The organism is Myroides odoratus, assembly GCF_001549985.1.
Classification (GTDB): Bacteria; Bacteroidota; Bacteroidia; order Flavobacteriales; family Flavobacteriaceae; genus Flavobacterium; species Flavobacterium odoratum_A.
This window is the reverse complement of sequence record NZ_LROZ01000022.1, coordinates 39866-59886: the sequence shown is the minus strand read 5'-3', so window position 1 is coordinate 59886 and position 20021 is coordinate 39866. Positions and strand designations below refer to the sequence as shown.

Here is a 20021-nt window from a genome sequence, read left to right as displayed (position 1 = left end):
ATGAAAAGCATCAAAATATTCACAAAACATACTATTGGCTATGCTGTTTTAGCTGCATTGACCTTATCGGCTTGTAAACAACAAGACACTGCACCACAAACTCAAGATTCTTACTGTATTCCAGAAGAAATTGGTAAAGGTTTAGCCTTTGCTAAAGTTACACAACGCCCCATTCAACGAACGATGAGCTTAAATGGAACAGTTGAATACAACCAAGATAAAACGATTCCTTTTTACAGCTTAGTAGAAGGAATTGTGGTAAGTGCTAAATTTTCACTAGGAGATTTCGTCAAAAAAGGACAATTACTAGCCGAAATTAGAAGTACAGATTTAAACGAATTCAAAACAGAATTACGTGCAACGGAAGCAGAATTAAAAGTAGCTAAACGCGAACTAGAATCCGTTTCATCCATGTACCAAGATGGTATTTCCTCTCAAAAAGAATTGCTAGCAGCAGAAGAAGATGTACAAGTACTGGAGAGTAAATTACGTTCAGCTAAAAGTAATTTATCTATGTTCAATGGTCAAAATAAAGAAGGGATATACCAAATCATTGCTCCACAAGATGGTTATATTGTAACCAAAAGCATTGTAACAGGCATGACGATCACGGATACAGATGAGCCCTTATTTACCATTGCTAATTTAAACGATGTATGGATTTTAGCCAATGTTTATGCAACTTCCATGCGTTATGTTAATCTCAATGCTGAAGTACAAGTGAGTACACTTGCGTATCCTGATGAAAAATTTAAAGGGCATATCTCTAATATTTCACAAGTATTTGATGCAGAAGAACGTGTATTGAAAGCGCGTATTGTTTTAAACAATCACGAAATGAAATTGCGTCCCGGTATGTCTGCAGAAATTCATTTATTGATTGATGACAACCAAGGAGAAGCATTAGCTGTACCGAATAACGCCATCATTTTTGACAACAATCAGAATTATGTTGTGGTGTATCAAGATAATTGTCACCAAGAAATTCGCCAAATCACTCCCCTTACTAAAAACCAAGAATATACTTATATCCAAGGCGGTGTACAAGAAGGAGAAACGGTGATTACCACGAATGAATTATTAATTTACGAGCAATTAAACAATCACTTGTAATCCAAAAGAGAAGTAAAACATGCAAAAATTTGTCAAAAATATTGTAGCCTTTTCCCTCAAAAACACGTTCATCGTTCTTTTTGGCGTATTGTTATTGTTGTTTGGTGGAATTTACAGCTACATTCACACGCCGATTGAGGCTTTTCCTGATGTAACGAATACCCGTGCGCGTATTATTACACAATGGCCCGGGCGTAGTGCTGAAGAAATAGAAAAATTTATTACCCTACCAATCTCGAAAGAGATGAATACGATTCCCAATAAAGCAGAAGTTCGTTCGATTTCACTTTTTGGATTATCCGTCGTTACGGTTATATTCAATGATGAAATTGATGATTTCTATGCGCAGCAATATGCATCAAACCGTATGGGAAACGTCAATCTTCCAGAAGGAGCTGATTTCGAAATTGAACCTCCATCAGGAGCAACTGGTGAAATCTTTCGCTATATTATCCAAAGTGATTTACCTATCAAAGAAGTTACATCCATACAAGATTGGGTAGTTGAAAGAGAATTATTGGCCGTACCTGGAGTAGCCGATGTGGTGAGTTTTGGTGGAGAAGAAAAGATATTTGAAATTCAAATTAACCCAACAGAATTAGTCAACTACGGTCTATCCCCATTGGATGTATATGAAGCAGTCGAAAAGAGTAACATCAACGTAGGAGGAGATGTCATCCAACGCGGGGATCAAGCCTATGTAGTTCGCGGTGTAGGATTATTGGATAATCTAGAAGACATTGAAAACATCCTGATTGAAGTAAAAGGCAATACGCCTATTTTAGTTAAACACGTAGCTAAAGTAGCAATCAATGCTAAGCCGCGATTAGGACAAGTTGGATATCAAGATGAAAACGACGTTGTTCAAGGAATTGTTGTGATGCTACGCGGGGAAAATCCAAGTGCAGTTATCAGCAACCTCAAAACAAAAATTGACGATTTAAACAACCGTATTTTACCGAAAAATGTAAAAATCGTACCGATTATCGATCGTACCGATTTAGTCAATACAACGGTTCACACCGTGACAAAAAACTTAATTGAAGGGGTTTTATTGGTTTCCGTTATTGTATTTATCTTTTTATACAATTGGCGTACCACTTTTATTGTTGCAACGGTTATTCCGCTGTCTTTCTTGTTTGCCATTATTATGTTGAAAATCCAAGGATTGCCAGCAAACTTAATTTCTATGGGAGCCTTAGACTTTGGTCTACTCCTAGAAGGAACACTGGTGATTGTAGAACATGTCTTTGTTGGACTAGAAAAGAAAGCCCAAGTTGTTGGTATGAAGCGCTTCAATAAGATGTCTAAATTAGGAACCATCCGAAAAAGTGCAAGTAGCGTAGCAGGATATATTTTCTTTGCTTTATTGATTTTAATTGTAGCCTTAATGCCTATTTTCTCTTTTGAAAAAGTAGAAGGTAAAATGTTCTCTCCACTTGCGTTTACACTGGGATATGCGTTATTAGGTTCCTTAATCTTAAGCTTAACTTATGTACCTGCGATGTGTAAACTTCTACTAACGAAGAATATTGAGGAAAAAGAAAACTTCGTTTCTAGATTCTTTAAAAACTCCATTTACAAAATGTTCAATTGGAGTTTCTATCACAAAAAAGCTACATTTGCGTTATTTGGTTTAATCTTAGTGATTTGTGGAGTTCGTTTTCACTACTATGGTTCTGAATTCTTGCCTAAATTGAATGAAGGAGCCATCTATATTCGCGCTACGTTACCAAGTAGTATCAACTTAAATGAATCCGTTCGTCTAGCCAACGAAATGAAAGGTATTTTACGCAATTTTGAAGAAGTAAAATTTGTCTTAACCCAAACAGGTCGTCCGAATGACGGAACTGATCCAACGGGATTCTTTAATATTGAATTTCATACCCAGTTAAAACCCGAAAACGAATGGAAACGCTCTATTTCTAAGGATAAATTACTAGAAGAAATGCGCGTTGCCTTAGAGCAATATCCAGGAATTAACTTTGGTTTTAGTCAACCCATTCAGGATAACGTAGAAGAGTATGTAGCAGGAGTAAAGAGTTCTTTGGTTATTAAAATTTTTGGAGACAATCTTTTTGATTTAGAAAAATATGCCAACCAAGTCGCTCAAAGCATCAAAGATGTACCAGGAGTTGCTGATTTAAATATATTCAAGAACATTGGTCTTCCTGAATTGCGCATCTCTTTGAGTGATTCAAAAATGGCAAAATACGCTGTTACTACTGCAGATGCACAAGCTGTAATTGCCATGACCATTGGAGGGCAGGCAGCGACAACCTTCTATGAAAACGAGCGCATGTTTGATGTTGTCTTGCGTTTTGACAAGAATTACCGTGACTCTGCAGAGAAAATTGGAGATATTCTAATTCCGAGTTTAGATGGCAAACAAGTTCCTTTAAAAGAGATTGCAACGATTGATTATCATACGGGACCTGCTTTCATCTATCGCGAAGGAAATAGCCGCTATATTGGTATTGGTTTTAGTATTGAAGGCCGTGATTTAGGTAGTACGATTGCTGAAGCCAAAGCAAAAGTAGAAAAAGAAGTGCAATTACCTGCTATCAATAAAATGGAATGGGCAGGAGAATTTGAAAGTAAAGAACGAGCGGCTAAACAGCTAATTTTGGTTGTTCCGGTCTCTTTAGTATTGATTTTAATTTTATTATACTTCAATTTTGGCAATGTAAAAGATACGGCGATTGCTTCCTTAACCTTACCTTTTGCCTTTATTGGTGGATTTATTTCACTATGGGTAACAGGTACAACGTTTGGAATTTCAGCAGGTATTGGCTTTATTATTCTATTTGGGGTATCCACCATTGATGGTATTGTCCTCATTGGGGTCATGAAGGAAAACCTCAAGAAGCGAATGTCATTGGAAGAAGCAATTCGCGATGGAGTAAGAAGTCGTATTCGCCCTGTCATCATGATTGCTCTTATGGGATCGATGGGATTACTTCCTGCAGCATTGTCTAATGGTATGGGGTCTGAAATTCAAAAACCTTTAGCTATTATGATTGTTGGAGGATTAATCATCGGAATGATTCTAGCCTTTACAATTTTACCTCAAGTATTTTATTGGGCGTATAGAAATAATAGAGATGGGAAATGAGAGATGGATGAACGTTGAACGTCCCTAAATATGGTTGACTGTTAACGGTAAACTAAAAAAGGATGACTTGCGATTGCAAGTCATCCTTTTTTTTAATCTATGATTTACGATTTTTATCTGTATGTTATCTTAAGGAACGAAAAATCACATCCTAAACTTCTATACATTTTATCGGTTATTGATTATCGGTTTTTTACTTTCTCATCTCCGATTTCCAATTTCTCATCTCCAATTAATTTGTAAACAACAATTCACGGTATTTGGTCAACGTCCACAATTCATTGTCTACCATCATTTCTAATTTATCACTGTGGTAACGGATAATTTCGAAATACGGTTTCACTACGTGGCAATACATCTTCGCTTGTTCTTCGATGTCTTCAACTGCATTAGCGATCTTGCGTTGATCCACCATTTCAGCTACTTTAGTATTGACTTGAGCAATGTGGAATGATATTTTCTTCAATATACGCATTTGCTCTTCAGCATATTCTTTGTACTCTTCTTCTCCGAAAATTTCTTTCAACCCTTTTACGTTCTCAATAACTAAATTTTGGTACTTAATAGCAGTAGGGATTACGTGATTCTTAGCGATATCACCTAAAACACGTCCTTCAATTTGGATGCGTTTTACATATTCTTCTAGCTCAATTTCATAACGTGCCTCTACCTCTACTTTCGTCATCACCTGCATTTCTTCAAATAGAGCAATAGACTCTGGATATACTTTAGCTTTTAACGCTTCTGGTGTTGTTTTATGGTTGCTTAACCCACGTTTTGCAGCCTCTTCTTCCCATTCTTTACTATAACCATCTCCTTCGAATAAAATACGCTCACTTTGTTTGATATATTCACGTAATACGTTAAAAATAGCTTCGTCTTTTTTCAATCCATCTTGCTCAACCAAACGATCTACTTCCATTTTAAACTCTTTCAATTGTTTGGCAACAATCGTATTTAAAACGGTCATTGGGCCTGCACAGTTTGCTGTTGATCCAACGGCTCTAAACTCCCATTTATTTCCTGTAAATGCAAAAGGAGATGTTCTGTTACGATCAGTATTATCCAACAATACATCTGGAATTTTCCCTACTACATTTAATTTTAAATCTGTTTTTTCTTCTGGTGATAATTTACCATCTGTCACCTCTTTCAACTCTTCCAATACTTTGGTTAACTGTTGACCAATGAATACAGATACAATTGCTGGAGGTGCTTCATTTGCTCCTAAACGGTGATCATTACTTGCTGAAGCAATTGCTGAACGCAACAACTCTTCGTTGTCGTTTACCGCTTTAATTGTATTAATAAAGAACGTCAAGAATTGTAAGTTGCTCTTTGGCGTTTTACTTGGGCTTAATAGATTAATTCCTGTATCTGTAGCCAAAGACCAGTTGTTGTGCTTTCCTGATCCATTTACTCCTTTGAATGGTTTTTCATGAAATAACACTTTGAAATGGTGTTTTTCTGCTACTTTTTTCATCACATCCATCAATAATGAATTGTGATCTACTGCCAGGTTAATTTCTTCAAAAATAGGGGCTAACTCAAACTGATTGGGTGCTACCTCATTGTGTCTTGTTTTTACTGGAATTCCCAATAAGATACAGTGGTTTTCTAAATCGTGCATATAGTTTAATACGCGCGTTGGAATAGAACCAAAATAATGGTCATCTAATTGTTGTCCTTTTGCAGCAGTGTGTCCTAACAAGGTTCTTCCTGTTGTTAAGATATCTGGTCTTGATGCAGCTAAAGCAGCATCAACAAGGAAATATTCTTGTTCCCAACCCAAAGTTGGTGTCACTTTTTTTACGTTTTTATCAAAATAACGCGCTACTTCTGTTGCCGCATCATCAATTGCATTGATTGCTTTTAAAAGTGGCGTTTTATTGTCTAAAGCTTCTCCTGTATACGAGATGAATACAGTTGGAATACACAAGGTAGAACCAAAGATAAATGCAGGTGACGTAGGGTCCCAAGCTGTATATCCTCTTGCTTCAAATGTATTTCGGATTCCTCCATTTGGAAAACTAGAAGCATCTGGCTCTTGTTGTACCAACTGACCTCCATTAAATTGTTCTACAGGATCTCCATCAAATTGCGTTTCAAAAAAGGCATCGTGCTTTTCTGCTGTTGTTCCTGTTAAAGGTTGGAACCAGTGTGTATAATGTGTCACTCCTTTAGAAAGTGCCCATTCTTTCATCCCTAATGCGATGTAATCCGCTAATCGACGGTCAATCTTAATGCCCAACTGTGCATTTTTTACCGCCTGATAGGCTTCGGGTGTCAAAAATTGGCGCATCGATTTGTCATTAAAGACATGATCACCAAAAATTAATGATTTTCTACCCAGTTCTTCTACCTTCACAGCACTTCTTGAGGCTGCTTTTTCAATTGCTCGAAAACGAAATGTTGACATAATTACACTTTTTAAAGGGACACCCCCTATTTTTATGATGCAAAAATAATAAAAAACATAAAAAACAACACCACACCCCCTCTTTTTTTATGTTATTTTTTTTATTCATCTATTTACCTCTTTATATAAGGACATTTTTATATTGATATAGAAATCATTTTTCTATACCTCTATCTCCAAACGGAAGATCCAATCTATCTTATCCTATAGGATATGAATACTGTTAATTTCATTTGTCTCCTATATCGTATATCTTTTCAATACTTATCAAGCCAGTACCTTCTTTACTACGTAAAGAAAAAGATTCAATCTTTACTAGTACTTCAATAGACTGAAATTTACCTTGCCTTAAACCTATCCTGTCATACAAAAAAGAAAGACATCCCAAACAAAACATAAGTTTACAAAAAAAGCGATACTGAATCATCGGTATCGCTTTTCTTATTTTTTTATTTCATTTTTTTAACTGGTGAGTTAGTCAAATTATACTTTAAAAGTAATTCATCATAACTCAACGGAGTAGTATCCTTATTGGATGGGATAGCTGCGTTCTTTTGGATTGGGTCCTTTCCTGCAACATAAACTACTCTAAAAATCATATCCGTAACATAACCCGGCTGCTTTTCATCCCCTGGTACTCCATTAAATAGACCTAAAGGAGCCGTTGCACGTGCTACAATTTCAAAATCATCTAATCCAAAATTATAGATATACTCTAATTCTTCATCTTTTTGTGTTGTTGTATTCTCTACAAAATAACGCATAGGTAAAGGCGACCATATTGGATCTCCATTCTTATCCGTTTTTTCTAACACATAAACAAAAACAGCATCTCCAAAGTACACCTTCGTTGGGTGTTTTACAATTTGACTTGCAACATTTGCATTTAAATTTTGATTAAAACTTAAATGGTATTCAAACACATTTGCAATATCATTCCCACCTGGAGGTCCTTGCGGTCCACGGGGTCCTTCACAACTTACCGTAAACAAAGTTCCAAGTACTGCAACACATAATAATATCAATTTTTTCATAAGATTTTCTTTTTACTTTTTCCAAATGTATCGTTTAATTCATAATTAGAATCCTTTATTAAGACATTTTTAGCACTTTAAGTCGCTATAAACCTAACAAAATCCTCTTATATATTTCTAAAACTAAGATTCTTTTAGCAAAGAAAAAAACAAATTCCTAAAAAACGTATTTAATCACTTCAATCCTGTACTTTTATAAGGTAATTATTTAAAACTAGAACGAACACCATGAAAAAACTCGCTTGTATTTGTTTCGCTTTTTTAGGTCTCTCTTCTTTTGCTCAACAACTAAAACCTACCGTAGAGGTACAAGAGATTAAAAATAGCTTGCACTTGGCTCAAGATATTCAAAAACCATTTGCTACTGATTCCTTATATCAACTCACCCAGTACAAAAATTTGTATCGTTCTCCTGAAATGGGATTAACGAACCAATGGGGACTCTATTATAATGAAGAAAAGCAAGTAGCTGAAATGGTTATTCGTGGATCTGTTAACCGAGGTATTAGCTGGTTGGCTAATTACTACGCCGCTATGCTACCTGCCAATGGAACCATTTACCTCACTCCTGATCAACCTATTGCCTATCAATTCTCAGCAGATGAAAAAGCAAGTGTTCACGCAGGATGGGCCATTGCATCGGTTTATTTATTACAAGACATGAAACCTAAAATAGATAGTTTATATCAAACCAATCACAAAGAAATCATTATATCAGGTCATAGTCAAGGCGGAGTAATTGCCTACTTAATTACAGCCCAACTAAAACAATGGCAAAAGCAAAATATACTTCCTAACGATATTCGTTTTAAAACCTACACCTTAGCCGCTCCTAAGCCAGGAAATCTCTATTTTGCATACCAATATGAAAAGGAAATGAATCAGTGGAGTTACTCTATAGTCAATACACAAGATTGGGTTCCAGAAGTTCCCCCTACAACACAACGTTTTCAAGATTTCACTCCTATCAGCCCGTTCAGTCAAGATAATATTGACAAAGCCATTAAAAAAATCAGTTGGCCAAAAAGATGGTTTGCGCGTGGAATTTATAATCGCGTAAACAATCCCACAAAGAAAAGCGTAAAACGCTACGCTAAATTACTTGGTCCCTTTTTATTCAAACAAATACAAAAGACATTACCTGATTTACAAGAACCTGTATATCGTCAGGAAAGTAACTACAACCGCTGTGGCAATCCTATTGTATTAGATGGTTTACAAAATAAAACCTATCAAAAAAAATTCAATAATCCTGACAACACCATGTCTCATCATTTACCAAATGCTTACTTGTACTTGTTGGAAAACTAACTTTCATTTTTGCTTTTTGTGTTTTTGATCCAATTAATCTTAAGGGAAGTTCTGTATCACCCTCATTTAAACTGCACAAAAAACAGAAAGACAGAAAAGCAAAAAACTAAAACCTATAAAAACGCAAGAAATCAAACATAATTCCTAAAAATTATCACAAAAAACGACTTTACTGAAAAAAAAATTTAATATAAAAATCATACAGTTTACACAATGATAATTAAATATTAACGCTAAAAAAAACTTCGTTCCTTGTACTTCTTGATAAAAAACCAAACTTCCTTCAGTAATTTAACAGTGAAAAAATGCGATATTACTATTTTTCAATTTGGAAACTTAAGAAATTCTAAGTAAACTAGCATTGAAATTGCATTTATTCTAGTAATGCGATTTTAACCAACAAACAACACGAGCTAACCTTATGAAACTTGAATTATTTGAAGAAGTACAAAGTACGCTGCAGCACTTTGTACGGCATTTTTCTAAAATTGCCCCCTGTGGGAACCTTAATTCCCTTGCTTTTCAATATTATCACTTTAATAATTTTAAAGCAATGACCTCAACCTTATTTGAAGCCTTATTACATATCAATTATGCTCAGCTTCAAAAAAGTGAAGATAAAATAACCTACAATACTCCTTTTTCCCTTACACTCAATGAATCTTTAGGACTCATTAGGGAAATTGAATTCAACAAGATTAAACAAGAAAAACAAGAAAAAATACTAGCAGCAGTTCGTCAGGAAATTAAAGATAAGTTTAGTCATCAACCGGCTAATACATATACTAATATCCACTTCAACTGCCTAGATAGAACCAAACAAATGTGCTCCTTAGTTGGAACCATTCACATCTCTACAAATAGAGAATTTACAGTCAATCTTTTTTACTTAAAAATTGAGACTCAACTGGAAGACCTCCTTTTAGATTTTAATTTTTACCTCAAGGACAAAAACAAACATCAAACCATCTATCACAACTTATTACAAACAGAAACTGCCGATGATCTAAAACTACTTTCTCTACTACAAAACCACAATTTATCCCTAGAAGAATTTAATAACAACATCCTATATTTTTATGGGGATACGTTGACTAACTATCAAAGGAAAGAACGTTTCTTAAAGTCGCTTGAATTACTCCTTTTCTCTCAAAATTCAATGGAAGAAATTAAAATAGCATGCGAAGAAACTAGATCACCCTATAGTTTAAATCAGTTTTTTAATAACCCTCGAGGTTCTAGAGCTAATGCAGTTATCCGATATAATGTTAGTTAATGGTTGACAATAAACAATTAACAGTTTGCGGTTGGTCATAATAAATGATCAACCGCAAATTATTTTTTACCATATACTCCTGTTGCACAACCAAAAAAATACGTTTGATACTTCGTTGTTAAACCTGTTGATTGAAAAATAGTCTCAACTTCTTTTGCATTTTTAAATCGATGAGTATATTCCCAAAGCATTTTATACTCTCTTATCCCACCGAATAACATTTTTCCCAATAAAGGAATGATTGTACTGAGGTAAAAAGAATATAATAATTTCAAAACAATATTAGTAGGTTCAGAAACCTCAATGAATGAAAATTGCCCTCCTGGTTTCAAGATTCTTTTTACTTGTTGAGCTAAAATTTCTACCTGCTCTGGATTTAATGTTTTTAATCCAAAAGCACAAGTTACACCATCATAAAAATCAGAAGGTAGATCATTATGTAATACATTTTGCAATGTTACTTCAACTCGTCCATTAAATTTCTTTTTATTTTTATTTTGGGCATAAATCAACATACCCTCTGAAAAATCTAAAGCCGTGAGTTTAGCCTTAGGAAACGCCTGATGAATAGCGCCCCAAGTTTCTCCCATACCTGTCATTAGATCAATAATCTGAACTGGAGCAGTTGATGAAATTTCCATAGGCCGTAAAAACTGCTTTCTCCAACGAAGAGAAAAACCAAAAGAGGATAAATAATTTACTCTTTCATATGAACTACTCATTCGATTAAAAAGACCTTTAATATAGGCTTCACTATAAATACTTTCTTTCATTTTATTCTTGTCAAAAAAACAGTGCTAAATAACAAAAATAAAAAAGTTTCCTCATTAAATCCTATTGTATACTGATAAACAGTGAGTAAACGAATAACATTTTATTTTAAACTAAAAAAACAGTATATTTGTACTGAAGTGTATCACCTCTTTTAACTATTAATTCAAGTTAATGAAGAAATATTTATCCATAGTATTACTCTCGTTATCCGTACTTGTTACAGCAAATCCAATCATCAGTTGGAATTGTAGTGACATGAGTATGGCTATGGCTGGTTGTATGGAGATGGAGGAAGATGTGATGCCTTGTTGTGCTACAGATGGCATGGATAGTCATAGTAATATGGCTGACATGATTTGCTGTTCTCCTATGGCGCGTATTCATACCGTTCAGGCTGACTTGCAAATTGAACAAACGGCTACAACACCTAAAAACAAAGAAAAAAGAGCAGTAATTCAAGTAAAATGGTTTAATTCCAACTACTTGACCGATTTACAATCGGTTGATCTTACTGCTTCTTATACTACTCCTATTGCTGGTGATGGATTTAAATTTACTTCCGTCGACCGGCTTTCCTACATTTGTCTTTATCGTATATGATGCCGCTAAATCTCAGTTAGCCTCATTCTCTATGGGAGTTCTCCCTCTTTTGAGCTAACTCAGATCATTTTTCATTATTTTTTCGAAACCCAATTTCTGTTTAGTTTACACTAAAAAATAGAACGCACAACTGATTTATATTCAGTCATTTGTACGTGCTTTTTTTATATCTTTAACTAAAAAGATTGCTTAATTTGCATGAAAGATACTAATTCATGTGAAGTCCTTGGTGTTTCCTCTAGCGTATTATTAACACTTTAAAGAAATCTATATGCTTAATAAAATCATTAAGTATTTCCTACATAATCGATTAATTACGATGTTAATCCTAATTATCGTTATCGTATGGGGATTAATCACAGCCCCATTTAATTGGCATCAAAATCTATTGCCAAGTGACCCCGTTCCTGTAGATGCTATTCCTGATATTGGTGAAAACCAACAGATTGTAGCTACAGAATGGATGGGACGTTCACCCAAAGACATCCAAGAACAAATCACATACCCTCTAACGACTTCCTTATTAGGCGTTCCAGGAGTAAAAACCATCCGAAGTAGTTCGATGTTTGGTATGTCTTTCATCTACATTATTTTTGAAGAAGATGTAGAGTTCTACTGGAGTCGCTCTCGTATTTTAGAAAAATTAAACTCCTTACCAGCAGGAACACTTCCTGAAGGGGCTATTCCAACCTTAGGTCCTGATGCTACAGCTTTAGGTCAAGTATTCTGGTACACCTTAGAAGGTCGAAATCCTCAAACGGGAGAACCTACAGGAGGTTGGGATCCTGACGAATTGCGTACCATTCAAGATTTTTACGCGAAATATAGCTTAGCCGCTGCTGAAGGAGTATCTGAAGTAGCTTCTATTGGAGGCTATGTCAAAGAGTATCAAGTAGAAGTTAAACCCGATGCGATGCGTGCGTACAATGTGTCTATTATGGATATCATGAGCGCCATTCAAAAGAGTAACTTGGATATTGGTGCAGAAACCATTGAAATCAATAAAGCGGAATATTTAGTTCGCGGTTTGGGATACATCAAGAGTATCAAAGACCTTGAAGATGCCGTTATAACTGTGCGAAACAATGTTCCAGTTAAAATCAAAGACGTTGCTTTTGTCAACTTAGGTCCTGCTACCCGAAGAGGTGGTTTGGACAAGGAAGGTATTGAAGCAGTTGGTGGCGTTGTTGTTGCTCGTTATGGTGCTAATCCGATGGAGGTGATAGACAACGTAAAGGGTAAAATCAAAGAAATGGAAGCAGGTCTTCCACAAAAAACACTTGCTGATGGAACAATTTCTAAAGTAACAGTGGTTCCTTTTTACGATCGTTCTGGTTTAATTAAAGAAACTATCGGTACACTAGAGACTGCTTTAGCACATGAAATATTAATCTGTATTATTGTCGTTATCGTTCTTGTCATTAATCTCAGGGCTTCCGTCATTATTTCTAGTATTCTACCCATTGGTGTATTAGCGACTTTCATTATCATGAAATACATGGGAATTGAAGCTAATATTGTAGCCTTATCTGGAATTGCCATTGCCATTGGAGTAATGGTCGACGTCGGCGTCGTCTTTGTGGAGAGTATTATCCGCCACATGGAAGAAGAGCGAGAACGCGGGGTAGAAAGTCGAGGACAAGCATTTATCAACCTGATTATCAAAGCGGTTTCCGAGGTTTCTGGTGCTTTATCCACTGCCATGCTAACTACAATCATCAGTTTCTTACCTGTTTTTGCTATGGAGGCACAAGAAGGTAAACTCTTTAAACCTTTGGCTTACACAAAGACATTTGCCTTAGTTTCTGCTTTTTTACTAGGTATTGTTATTTTACCTACCCTAGCCTATTACATCTATTCGATTAAAACAGACAAGGCGAAAGTGCGTAAAATTGCCAATTACATCTTGTGTATTTTAGGTATTGCCCTGTGGATTTACACTGGAGTTTTTACTGCATTTGCCCTAACTTTAATTGGGATTAACAATCTTTATACCCCAACTTGGCGCAATGAAAAAATGGCAAACTATGTCAATGTAGCAATTACATTATTTATTGCTGTTTATTATCTAGCTATTGAATGGTTACCTTTGGGAACGCAAGCCAGTACAAGTCTTAACTTTCTTTTTGTTGTCTTAGCTATTGGTGTTATCCTAGGAGTATTGTGGTTGCTCGTGATTTATTATGAACAAATCTTGCGATGGGCATTAGCCAATCGTTGGAAATTCATGACTATTCCAATTATCACAGTTGTCTTTGGTCTATTGGTTTGGCTAGGCTTCAATACCTCTTTTGGTTTTGTTGCTAAAGGATTTGAAACTGTGGGTTGGAAATCCTTTAGAGAAACTGCCTTCTGGCAGAAATCTTCAGCTGCTTTCCCAGGTATTGGTGAAGAGTTTATGCCTAGTTTAAATGAAGGGTCTTTCTTATTGATGCCGACTAGTATGCCTCATACGGGAATTGAACAGAACTTAGCTTTTATTCAAACCTTAGATAAACGCATTCAACATATTCCTGAAGTAGAGCTAACTATTGGAAAATGGGGACGTGTCAACTCAGCCCTTGACCCTGCTCCTACGCAGATGTTTGAGAATACAATCAACTATAAACCGGAATATTTCTTGAATGAAGATGGACATCGAGAGCGTTTTAAAGTAGCCAAAAATGGAGCATTCGAGTTATTAGATGGTTCTACTTATGCTGTAGCAGATGGTTACCGTCAGATTCCAAGAGATAGTTTAATTCCAGATAAAAAAGGTAAATTCTTTAGACAATGGCGTCCAGAAATTAAAAATACAGAAGATATTTGGCAACAAATTGTCAATGTTTCTCATCTTCCTGGATTAACCTCAGCACCGAAGCTTCAACCCATTGAAGCGCGTTTGGTGATGTTGTCAACAGGAATGCGTGCTCCTATGGGATTAAAAGTTTCTGGCCCTGACTTAGAATCAATTGAAGAAGGAGGAAAAGCGTTAGAGACGGCTTTAAAAGACATTCCTTCCATCATGTCATCTACGGTATTCTATGACCGTGCAGTTGGAGCACCTTATGTTGAAATTCACCTGAATCGAAACAATATGGCACGCTATGGAATTACAGTTGCAGATTTGCAAGAAGTACTAGGAGCTGCTGTTGGAGGAATGCAACTGACAACAACGGTTGAAGGGCGCGAACGCTTCCCTGTTCGCTTGCGTTATCCAAGAGAATTAAGAGACAGTCCTGAAGCCTTAGGAAAACTATTAATCCCTACAGCTACAGGGGTACAAATTCCGCTTAGTGATGTTGCTGATATTACCTATGCCAAAGGGTCACAGATGATTCAAAGTGAGAATACCTTCTTATTGGGATATGTTATTTTTGATAAGATTAGTGGAAAAGCGGAAGTTGATGTGGTTCGTGAAGCTGATCAAATTTTAAAAACAAAATTGGAATCAGGTGAACTCACATTACCTAAAGGGGTAACCTATACGTTTGCAGGAAATTATGAACAGCAAGAACGCGCTGCACAACGCTTACTTTTTGTTGTTCCGATGAGTTTATTGGCCATTTTATTGATTTTATATTTCCAATTTAAAACCATCACAGCTTCCTTGATTCACTTTTCTGGTGTATTTGTTGCTTTTGCAGGTGGGTTCATCTTGTTGTGGTTATATGGACAACCTTGGTTTATGAATTTCTCTATTGGGGATATGAATATGCGAGATTTATTCCAAATGCACAGCATCAATTTAAGTATTGCCGTTTGGGTCGGATTTATTGCCTTATTTGGGTTAGCAACAAATGATGGGGTATTAATGGGAACTTATATACACGATACATTTGAAGCCAGAGGCCCAAAAACCAAACACGATATCCGAGAGGCTGTTGTTTATGCTGGACTTAAACGTGTTCGTCCTGCAGCCATGACAACCGCTACGGCCTTAATTGCACTGCTCCCTGTTATGACTTCAACGGGTAAAGGAGCCGAAATTATGATTCCGATGGCAATTCCAACTTTTGGAGGAATGCTCATCCAATCCATGACTATGTTTGTTGTTCCAGTATTTCAATGCTGGTGGAGAGAATGGGCCATTAAAAAAGAACAAAAATCAAATGAAAAATTCGTTGAAAATGAATAAGATATATGCTATACTTCTTGTTGTCTTGGGGCTATTTACACCTATGACAACGATGTGGGCACAAGAAAATAAGATTGATTCATTGGCCTACTATACCCAATTGGCACTAGAGAATAATCCTGGACTAAAATCGCAGCGATTAGCTTATGAAGCCTTTCTGGATAAAATTCCACAAGCTGGTGCATTTGAGGACCCTGAACTATCCATGGGCTTCTATACCAAACCCATGGATATTGTTGGAGGAAGACAAATTGGAGATATTACATTAATGCAGATGCTCCCGTGGTTTGGTACAAAAAAATCCGCCAAAAAGGAAGCCAATCACATGGCTAGCATGCAGATGCAACAATATAGAGAAGCAAGAGAAATGGTTATTCTACAAGTGAATACCCAATGGTATATCCTACAAAAGCTACAGCAACAAGTAAGTAATGCCAAACAAAATAAAGATCTTTTGGAACAATTAGAGCAATTGGCCATCAAAAAATTCTCTTCTCCTTCTGGAGCTACTGCCTCTAACAGCATGGCTTCGAGCACTCCTGTTGCATCTACCACAACGAATACCAGTGGTGGTATGGGCGGCATGAATATGGGTGGTGGTGCAACAGCAACGGCTAATATATCTACATCTACCTCCTCTTCCTCTAGCAGTAGCGCTATGGGGGGTATGAGCGGTGGTGGTAGTGGTTCTGGAATGTCCGATGTATTGCGCATCCGATTGGAAACCATTGAAATTGAAAATACCATCGAAAGTTTACAAGCACAAATCAAAGCAGAAAAGGTAAAATTCAACGCCCTACTTGATCAAGAAATCCAAGCAGCTGTTACTGTACCCCATGCCATTGAGAAAGTACCCTTTTTCCTCACAGATGAAGAAGCGCAAACCCTAATTGAATCCAACAACCCTATGTTAGCTATGCTAACAGAAGAAGGTTTAGCCTATCAGGCAAAATCGGCAATGGATAAAAAAATGAGCTATCCCATGGTAGGATTTGGGGTCCAATACATGATTATTGGCAAAACCAATGACCCTATGCTCGCCATGGGTGATATGAATGGAAAAGATATGATTATGCCGATGGTTACCGTGTCTCTCCCTATATTCAGAAAAAAATATAAGGCCCAACAAGAAGAAGGTAAAAAATGGTGGAAATCCAGTGAGGAAAAGTACAAAGACACCTACAATACTTTACTTGCCTCGTATTACAGCTTTAAAAACCAAGTGGAAGATACAGAACGTACCATTGCTTTGTTAGAAAAGCAAACCACCTTAGCAGAAACGACGTTTAACCTAATTGTCAAGGAGTTTGTAACGGGAAAAAGCGACTTAACGAATGTTATTCAAGTACAGCGCCAATTATTGGATTATCAGCTTAAAAAAGCAGAAGCCATCGCTAATTACAATACGCTAGTAGCCTCAATTGAAAATATCACGGCTACTCCTAACGATTTATAATACAGAAACCATGAGTAAATTAAACGATATATTTAAAAATAATGCAGTAAAATACGGAGCTATTTTACTAGTTGGACTTCTTTTGGGCTGGTTGGTTTTTGGAGGATCAGCTACACATGAACACAATGGAGAACCTGCACCAACAGAAGAGGCTGCAGTAGTTTGGACTTGTTCCATGCACCCACAAATCAAAATGGACAAACCTGGAAAATGTCCTTTATGTGCCATGGATTTAATTCCGCTAAAATCCGCAGGTGGCGGAGATGATGCAATTGATGATGACGCCATCCAAATGTCAAAAGAAGCCGTTGCTTTAGCGAATATTCAAACTACAGTAGTGGGTCGTCAGGATGCAGTCAAAGATCTGCAACTATATGGAACTATTCAGGTAGATGAGCGTTTACAGCAATCCCAAACCTCACACGTCAATGGGCGCATCGAAAAATTATTTATTAATTTTACAGGTGAATCCGTTAAACAAGGACAGCTCATTGCAACTATCTATTCACCCGATTTATTAAATGCACAGCAAGAGCTGTTAGAAGCGAAGAAATTAATCGATTTCCAGCCTTTATTACTCGATGCTGCCAAAGAAAAATTGAGATTGTGGAAAATGTCAGATGCTCAAATCAACAAAATCCTTTCAACGGGAAAAGTTTCACCTTATGTAAGTATAACGGCCAATACTAGTGGTATTGTAACAGCTAAAAATGTCAATCAAGGTGATTACATCAATCAGGGATCTGTCTTATATAGCATCTCTAATATGACTAAGCTTTGGGCCGTTTTTGAGGCGTATGAGGCTGATTTACCTTTCTTAAAAGAGGGAGATATGTTGGAATATACACTTCCCAGTATTCCTGGAAAAATATACCGCGGAAAGATTTCATTCATCAATCCTATTATTGATGCAACTTCACGTACAGCAAAAATTCGCGTAGAAACGGATAATAAGGATCAAGCTTTAAAACCGGAAATGTATGCTACAGCAACGGTTCAAGCGCCAATTCGCGAGCACAACAATCAATTGGTTATTCCAAAATCAGCGGTATTGTGGACGGGAAAACGTTCTGTTATTTATGTAAAACAACCGCATACTGATACACCCGCATTCAAAATGAGAGAAATTGTTTTAGGGCCCTCTTTAGGGGATAATTACGTAGTAACTTCAGGCTTACAAGATGGAGAAGAAATTGTAACGAGAGGAGTATTTACCGTTGATTCTAGTGCGCAATTGGAAGGAAAACCAAGCATGATGAACAACGATACACCTACTATTACAGCTGCAGCCAATGAAGGACATGCGATGTTTACTGTTTCAGGTAATTGTGATATGTGTAAAGCGAGAATTGAAAAAGCAGCAAAAAGCGTAGCTGGTGTAGTACGTGCAACTTGGAACTCCAAAGACCAACTACTACATCTCAACTATGATAAGACTAAAACAGATCAACGCAAAGTAAGTCAAGCCATTGCTCTTGCAGGTCATGATACTGAATGGGATAAAGCGTCAGATAAAGCCTATGATGCCTTGCCATCTTGTTGTTTGTATAGCAGAGATCAAGCCAAACACGGTCAACATCAAGCAACACCTGCTCAGCCAATGCCAAAAGAAGGGCATCAAGGACATGCCATGCTAAAAGTGAAAGGAAACTGTGCTATGTGTAAAGAGCGCATTGAAACAGCAGCTAAAAGTGTAGCTGGTGTTTCTACAGCTACTTGGGATGTCAATGCAAAGGTATTACACCTCAACTTTGACAAGGCTAAAACAGATGAAAAGAAGGTTAGTAAAGTCATTGCAGCAGCAGGACACGATACTGCTTTTGATCAAGCCCAAGACAAAACCTACAACAGTTTACACGGTTGTTGTCAGTATGAACGCTAATTTAGCTTAGAAACCAAGGGAAATCGCTAAAAAGAGAAGAATACAATTTTCTAATTTCCAATCAGTTATTCTATTATTTTCATTTTTATTCGATTATCCTTGGTGTTTCTATAAAAAATAGAATATATTTGCACCATCAAAATGAGAAAGTAGCAGTACTATTTCTTTTTGATGGTCTTTAAATCTTATATGATTTAATGGTCCAGTAGCTCAGCTGGATAGAGCAACTGCCTTCTAAGCAGTAGGTCTCAGGTTCGAATCCTGACTGGATCACAAAACGAAAACCTTATACATTTGTATAAGGTTTTTTTTTATACAAATAAGCCATTTTATGTGATTTAGTGAATCAGGAGCAAAAGTTGGGGACAGTATAAAAAAGAGTATTTTTTTTAAGTAGACTTTTCCAGTTCGTATGTCACCCTGAAAAATAAAAAAATCTCTTCCATTTTTGTCATCCTGACGAAGGAAGGAGAAGGGTCGCATCCTATATATCCTAGGCTATTTTTATCATTGTCAATTATTTAGAGATAAGTTGATTGTATATACTCCTTAATTTATTAGTTAATTTGTAAGCTTGCTCAATTTCAGGATATAGTTCAAAAAGCAGTTAGCTCTGTTTTGCTGATCCAATGTCCAATTATTAGAACTTTTGTATATCGATTATGGTACCTTCGATAACTTGTTCGACAATATCCAATACAGCAAAACCTATTAGTTCTGGATTAGAAGTTTCTTCACCATTTACAAATAGTTTACCATTTTTGATTTGAATGATTGTTTCTGTGTTTTCTGTGGAATTTGTTGTTGCAAATTCTTCTTGTAGAGTTCCCATTTAGTTTTTAGGACCTAGACCTATTCTTGAAATAGGCGAAATATGTGTGTCGCTAAGACATTAACAAAAATAGCTAAAAATCATTTAACTAC

Annotated in this window: 12 protein-coding genes and 1 tRNA gene; 9 read left to right on the top strand and 4 right to left on the bottom strand. The window is 36.4% G+C overall.

What is annotated here, in order from left to right; translation table 11 throughout:
- Positions 1-1113 (top strand): efflux RND transporter periplasmic adaptor subunit, encoded by a 1113-nt coding sequence (locus tag AWV75_RS16555; RefSeq protein WP_060875423.1) that lies wholly within the window; start codon positions 1-3, stop codon positions 1111-1113.
- Positions 1114-1132: 19 nt separating this feature from the next.
- Positions 1133-4228 carry an efflux RND transporter permease subunit gene (locus AWV75_RS16550; protein WP_060875422.1) on the top strand — a complete coding sequence of 1032 codons (3096 nt, stop codon included), beginning with the start codon at positions 1133-1135 and terminating at the stop codon, positions 4226-4228.
- Positions 4229-4460: 232 nt separating this feature from the next.
- Here the strand turns inward: AWV75_RS16550 and AWV75_RS16545 are convergent, their stop codons facing one another.
- Both AWV75_RS16545 and AWV75_RS16540 read right to left on the bottom strand, forming a co-directional pair.
- Entirely contained in the window at positions 4461-6647 is a 2187-nt protein-coding gene (locus tag AWV75_RS16545) for a glutamine synthetase III family protein (RefSeq protein WP_060875421.1), read from the bottom strand.
- A gap of 449 nt (positions 6648-7096) precedes the next feature.
- The gene (locus AWV75_RS16540; RefSeq protein WP_060875420.1) at positions 7097-7681 is read right to left on the bottom strand and encodes a hypothetical protein; all 585 of its coding nucleotides are present in this window, start codon (positions 7679-7681) and stop codon (positions 7097-7099) included.
- 228 nt (positions 7682-7909) lie between these two features.
- On the opposite strand from AWV75_RS16540, the gene AWV75_RS16535 reads away from it, so the two are divergent.
- Together AWV75_RS16535 and AWV75_RS16530 are read left to right on the top strand one after the other, a co-directional pair.
- Positions 7910-8992 (top strand): lipase family protein, encoded by a 1083-nt coding sequence (locus AWV75_RS16535; RefSeq protein ID WP_060875419.1) that lies wholly within the window; start codon positions 7910-7912, stop codon positions 8990-8992.
- A gap of 421 nt (positions 8993-9413) precedes the next feature.
- Entirely contained in the window at positions 9414-10268 is an 855-nt protein-coding gene (locus AWV75_RS16530; protein WP_060875418.1) for a hypothetical protein, read from the top strand.
- Between the two features lie 59 nt (positions 10269-10327).
- Here AWV75_RS16530 and AWV75_RS16525 read toward each other — a convergent pair whose 3' ends face one another.
- Positions 10328-11041, bottom strand: a complete 714-nt coding sequence (locus AWV75_RS16525; RefSeq protein ID WP_060875417.1) for a class I SAM-dependent methyltransferase — start codon at positions 11039-11041, stop codon at positions 10328-10330.
- 172 nt (positions 11042-11213) lie between these two features.
- Here AWV75_RS16525 and AWV75_RS16520 point away from each other — a divergent pair, with 172 nt between their 5' ends.
- The 5 genes from AWV75_RS16520 (at position 11214) to AWV75_RS16500 (ending at position 19370) form a co-directional block, all read left to right on the top strand.
- Positions 11214-11642: a hypothetical protein gene (locus AWV75_RS16520; RefSeq protein ID WP_060875416.1), complete on the top strand. Its 429-nt coding sequence runs from the start codon at positions 11214-11216 to the stop codon at positions 11640-11642.
- A gap of 271 nt (positions 11643-11913) precedes the next feature.
- Positions 11914-15759: an efflux RND transporter permease subunit gene (locus AWV75_RS16515; RefSeq protein ID WP_060875415.1), complete on the top strand. Its 3846-nt coding sequence runs from the start codon at positions 11914-11916 to the stop codon at positions 15757-15759.
- A complete protein-coding gene (locus AWV75_RS16510; RefSeq protein WP_060875428.1) occupies positions 15752-17215 on the top strand; it encodes a TolC family protein in 1464 nt (487 codons plus the stop codon). The genes AWV75_RS16515 and AWV75_RS16510 overlap by 8 nt, the downstream gene beginning before the upstream one ends.
- 10 nt (positions 17216-17225) lie before the next feature.
- Positions 17226-19097 (top strand): efflux RND transporter periplasmic adaptor subunit, encoded by a 1872-nt coding sequence (locus tag AWV75_RS16505; protein ID WP_060875414.1) that lies wholly within the window; start codon positions 17226-17228, stop codon positions 19095-19097.
- Between the two features lie 199 nt (positions 19098-19296).
- Positions 19297-19370, top strand: a tRNA-Arg gene (locus AWV75_RS16500).
- 367 nt (positions 19371-19737) lie between these two features.
- Here the strand turns inward: AWV75_RS16500 and AWV75_RS16490 are convergent.
- A complete protein-coding gene (locus AWV75_RS16490; protein ID WP_060875412.1) occupies positions 19738-19929 on the bottom strand; it encodes a hypothetical protein in 192 nt (63 codons plus the stop codon).
- Between the last annotated feature and the right edge of the window lie 92 nt (positions 19930-20021).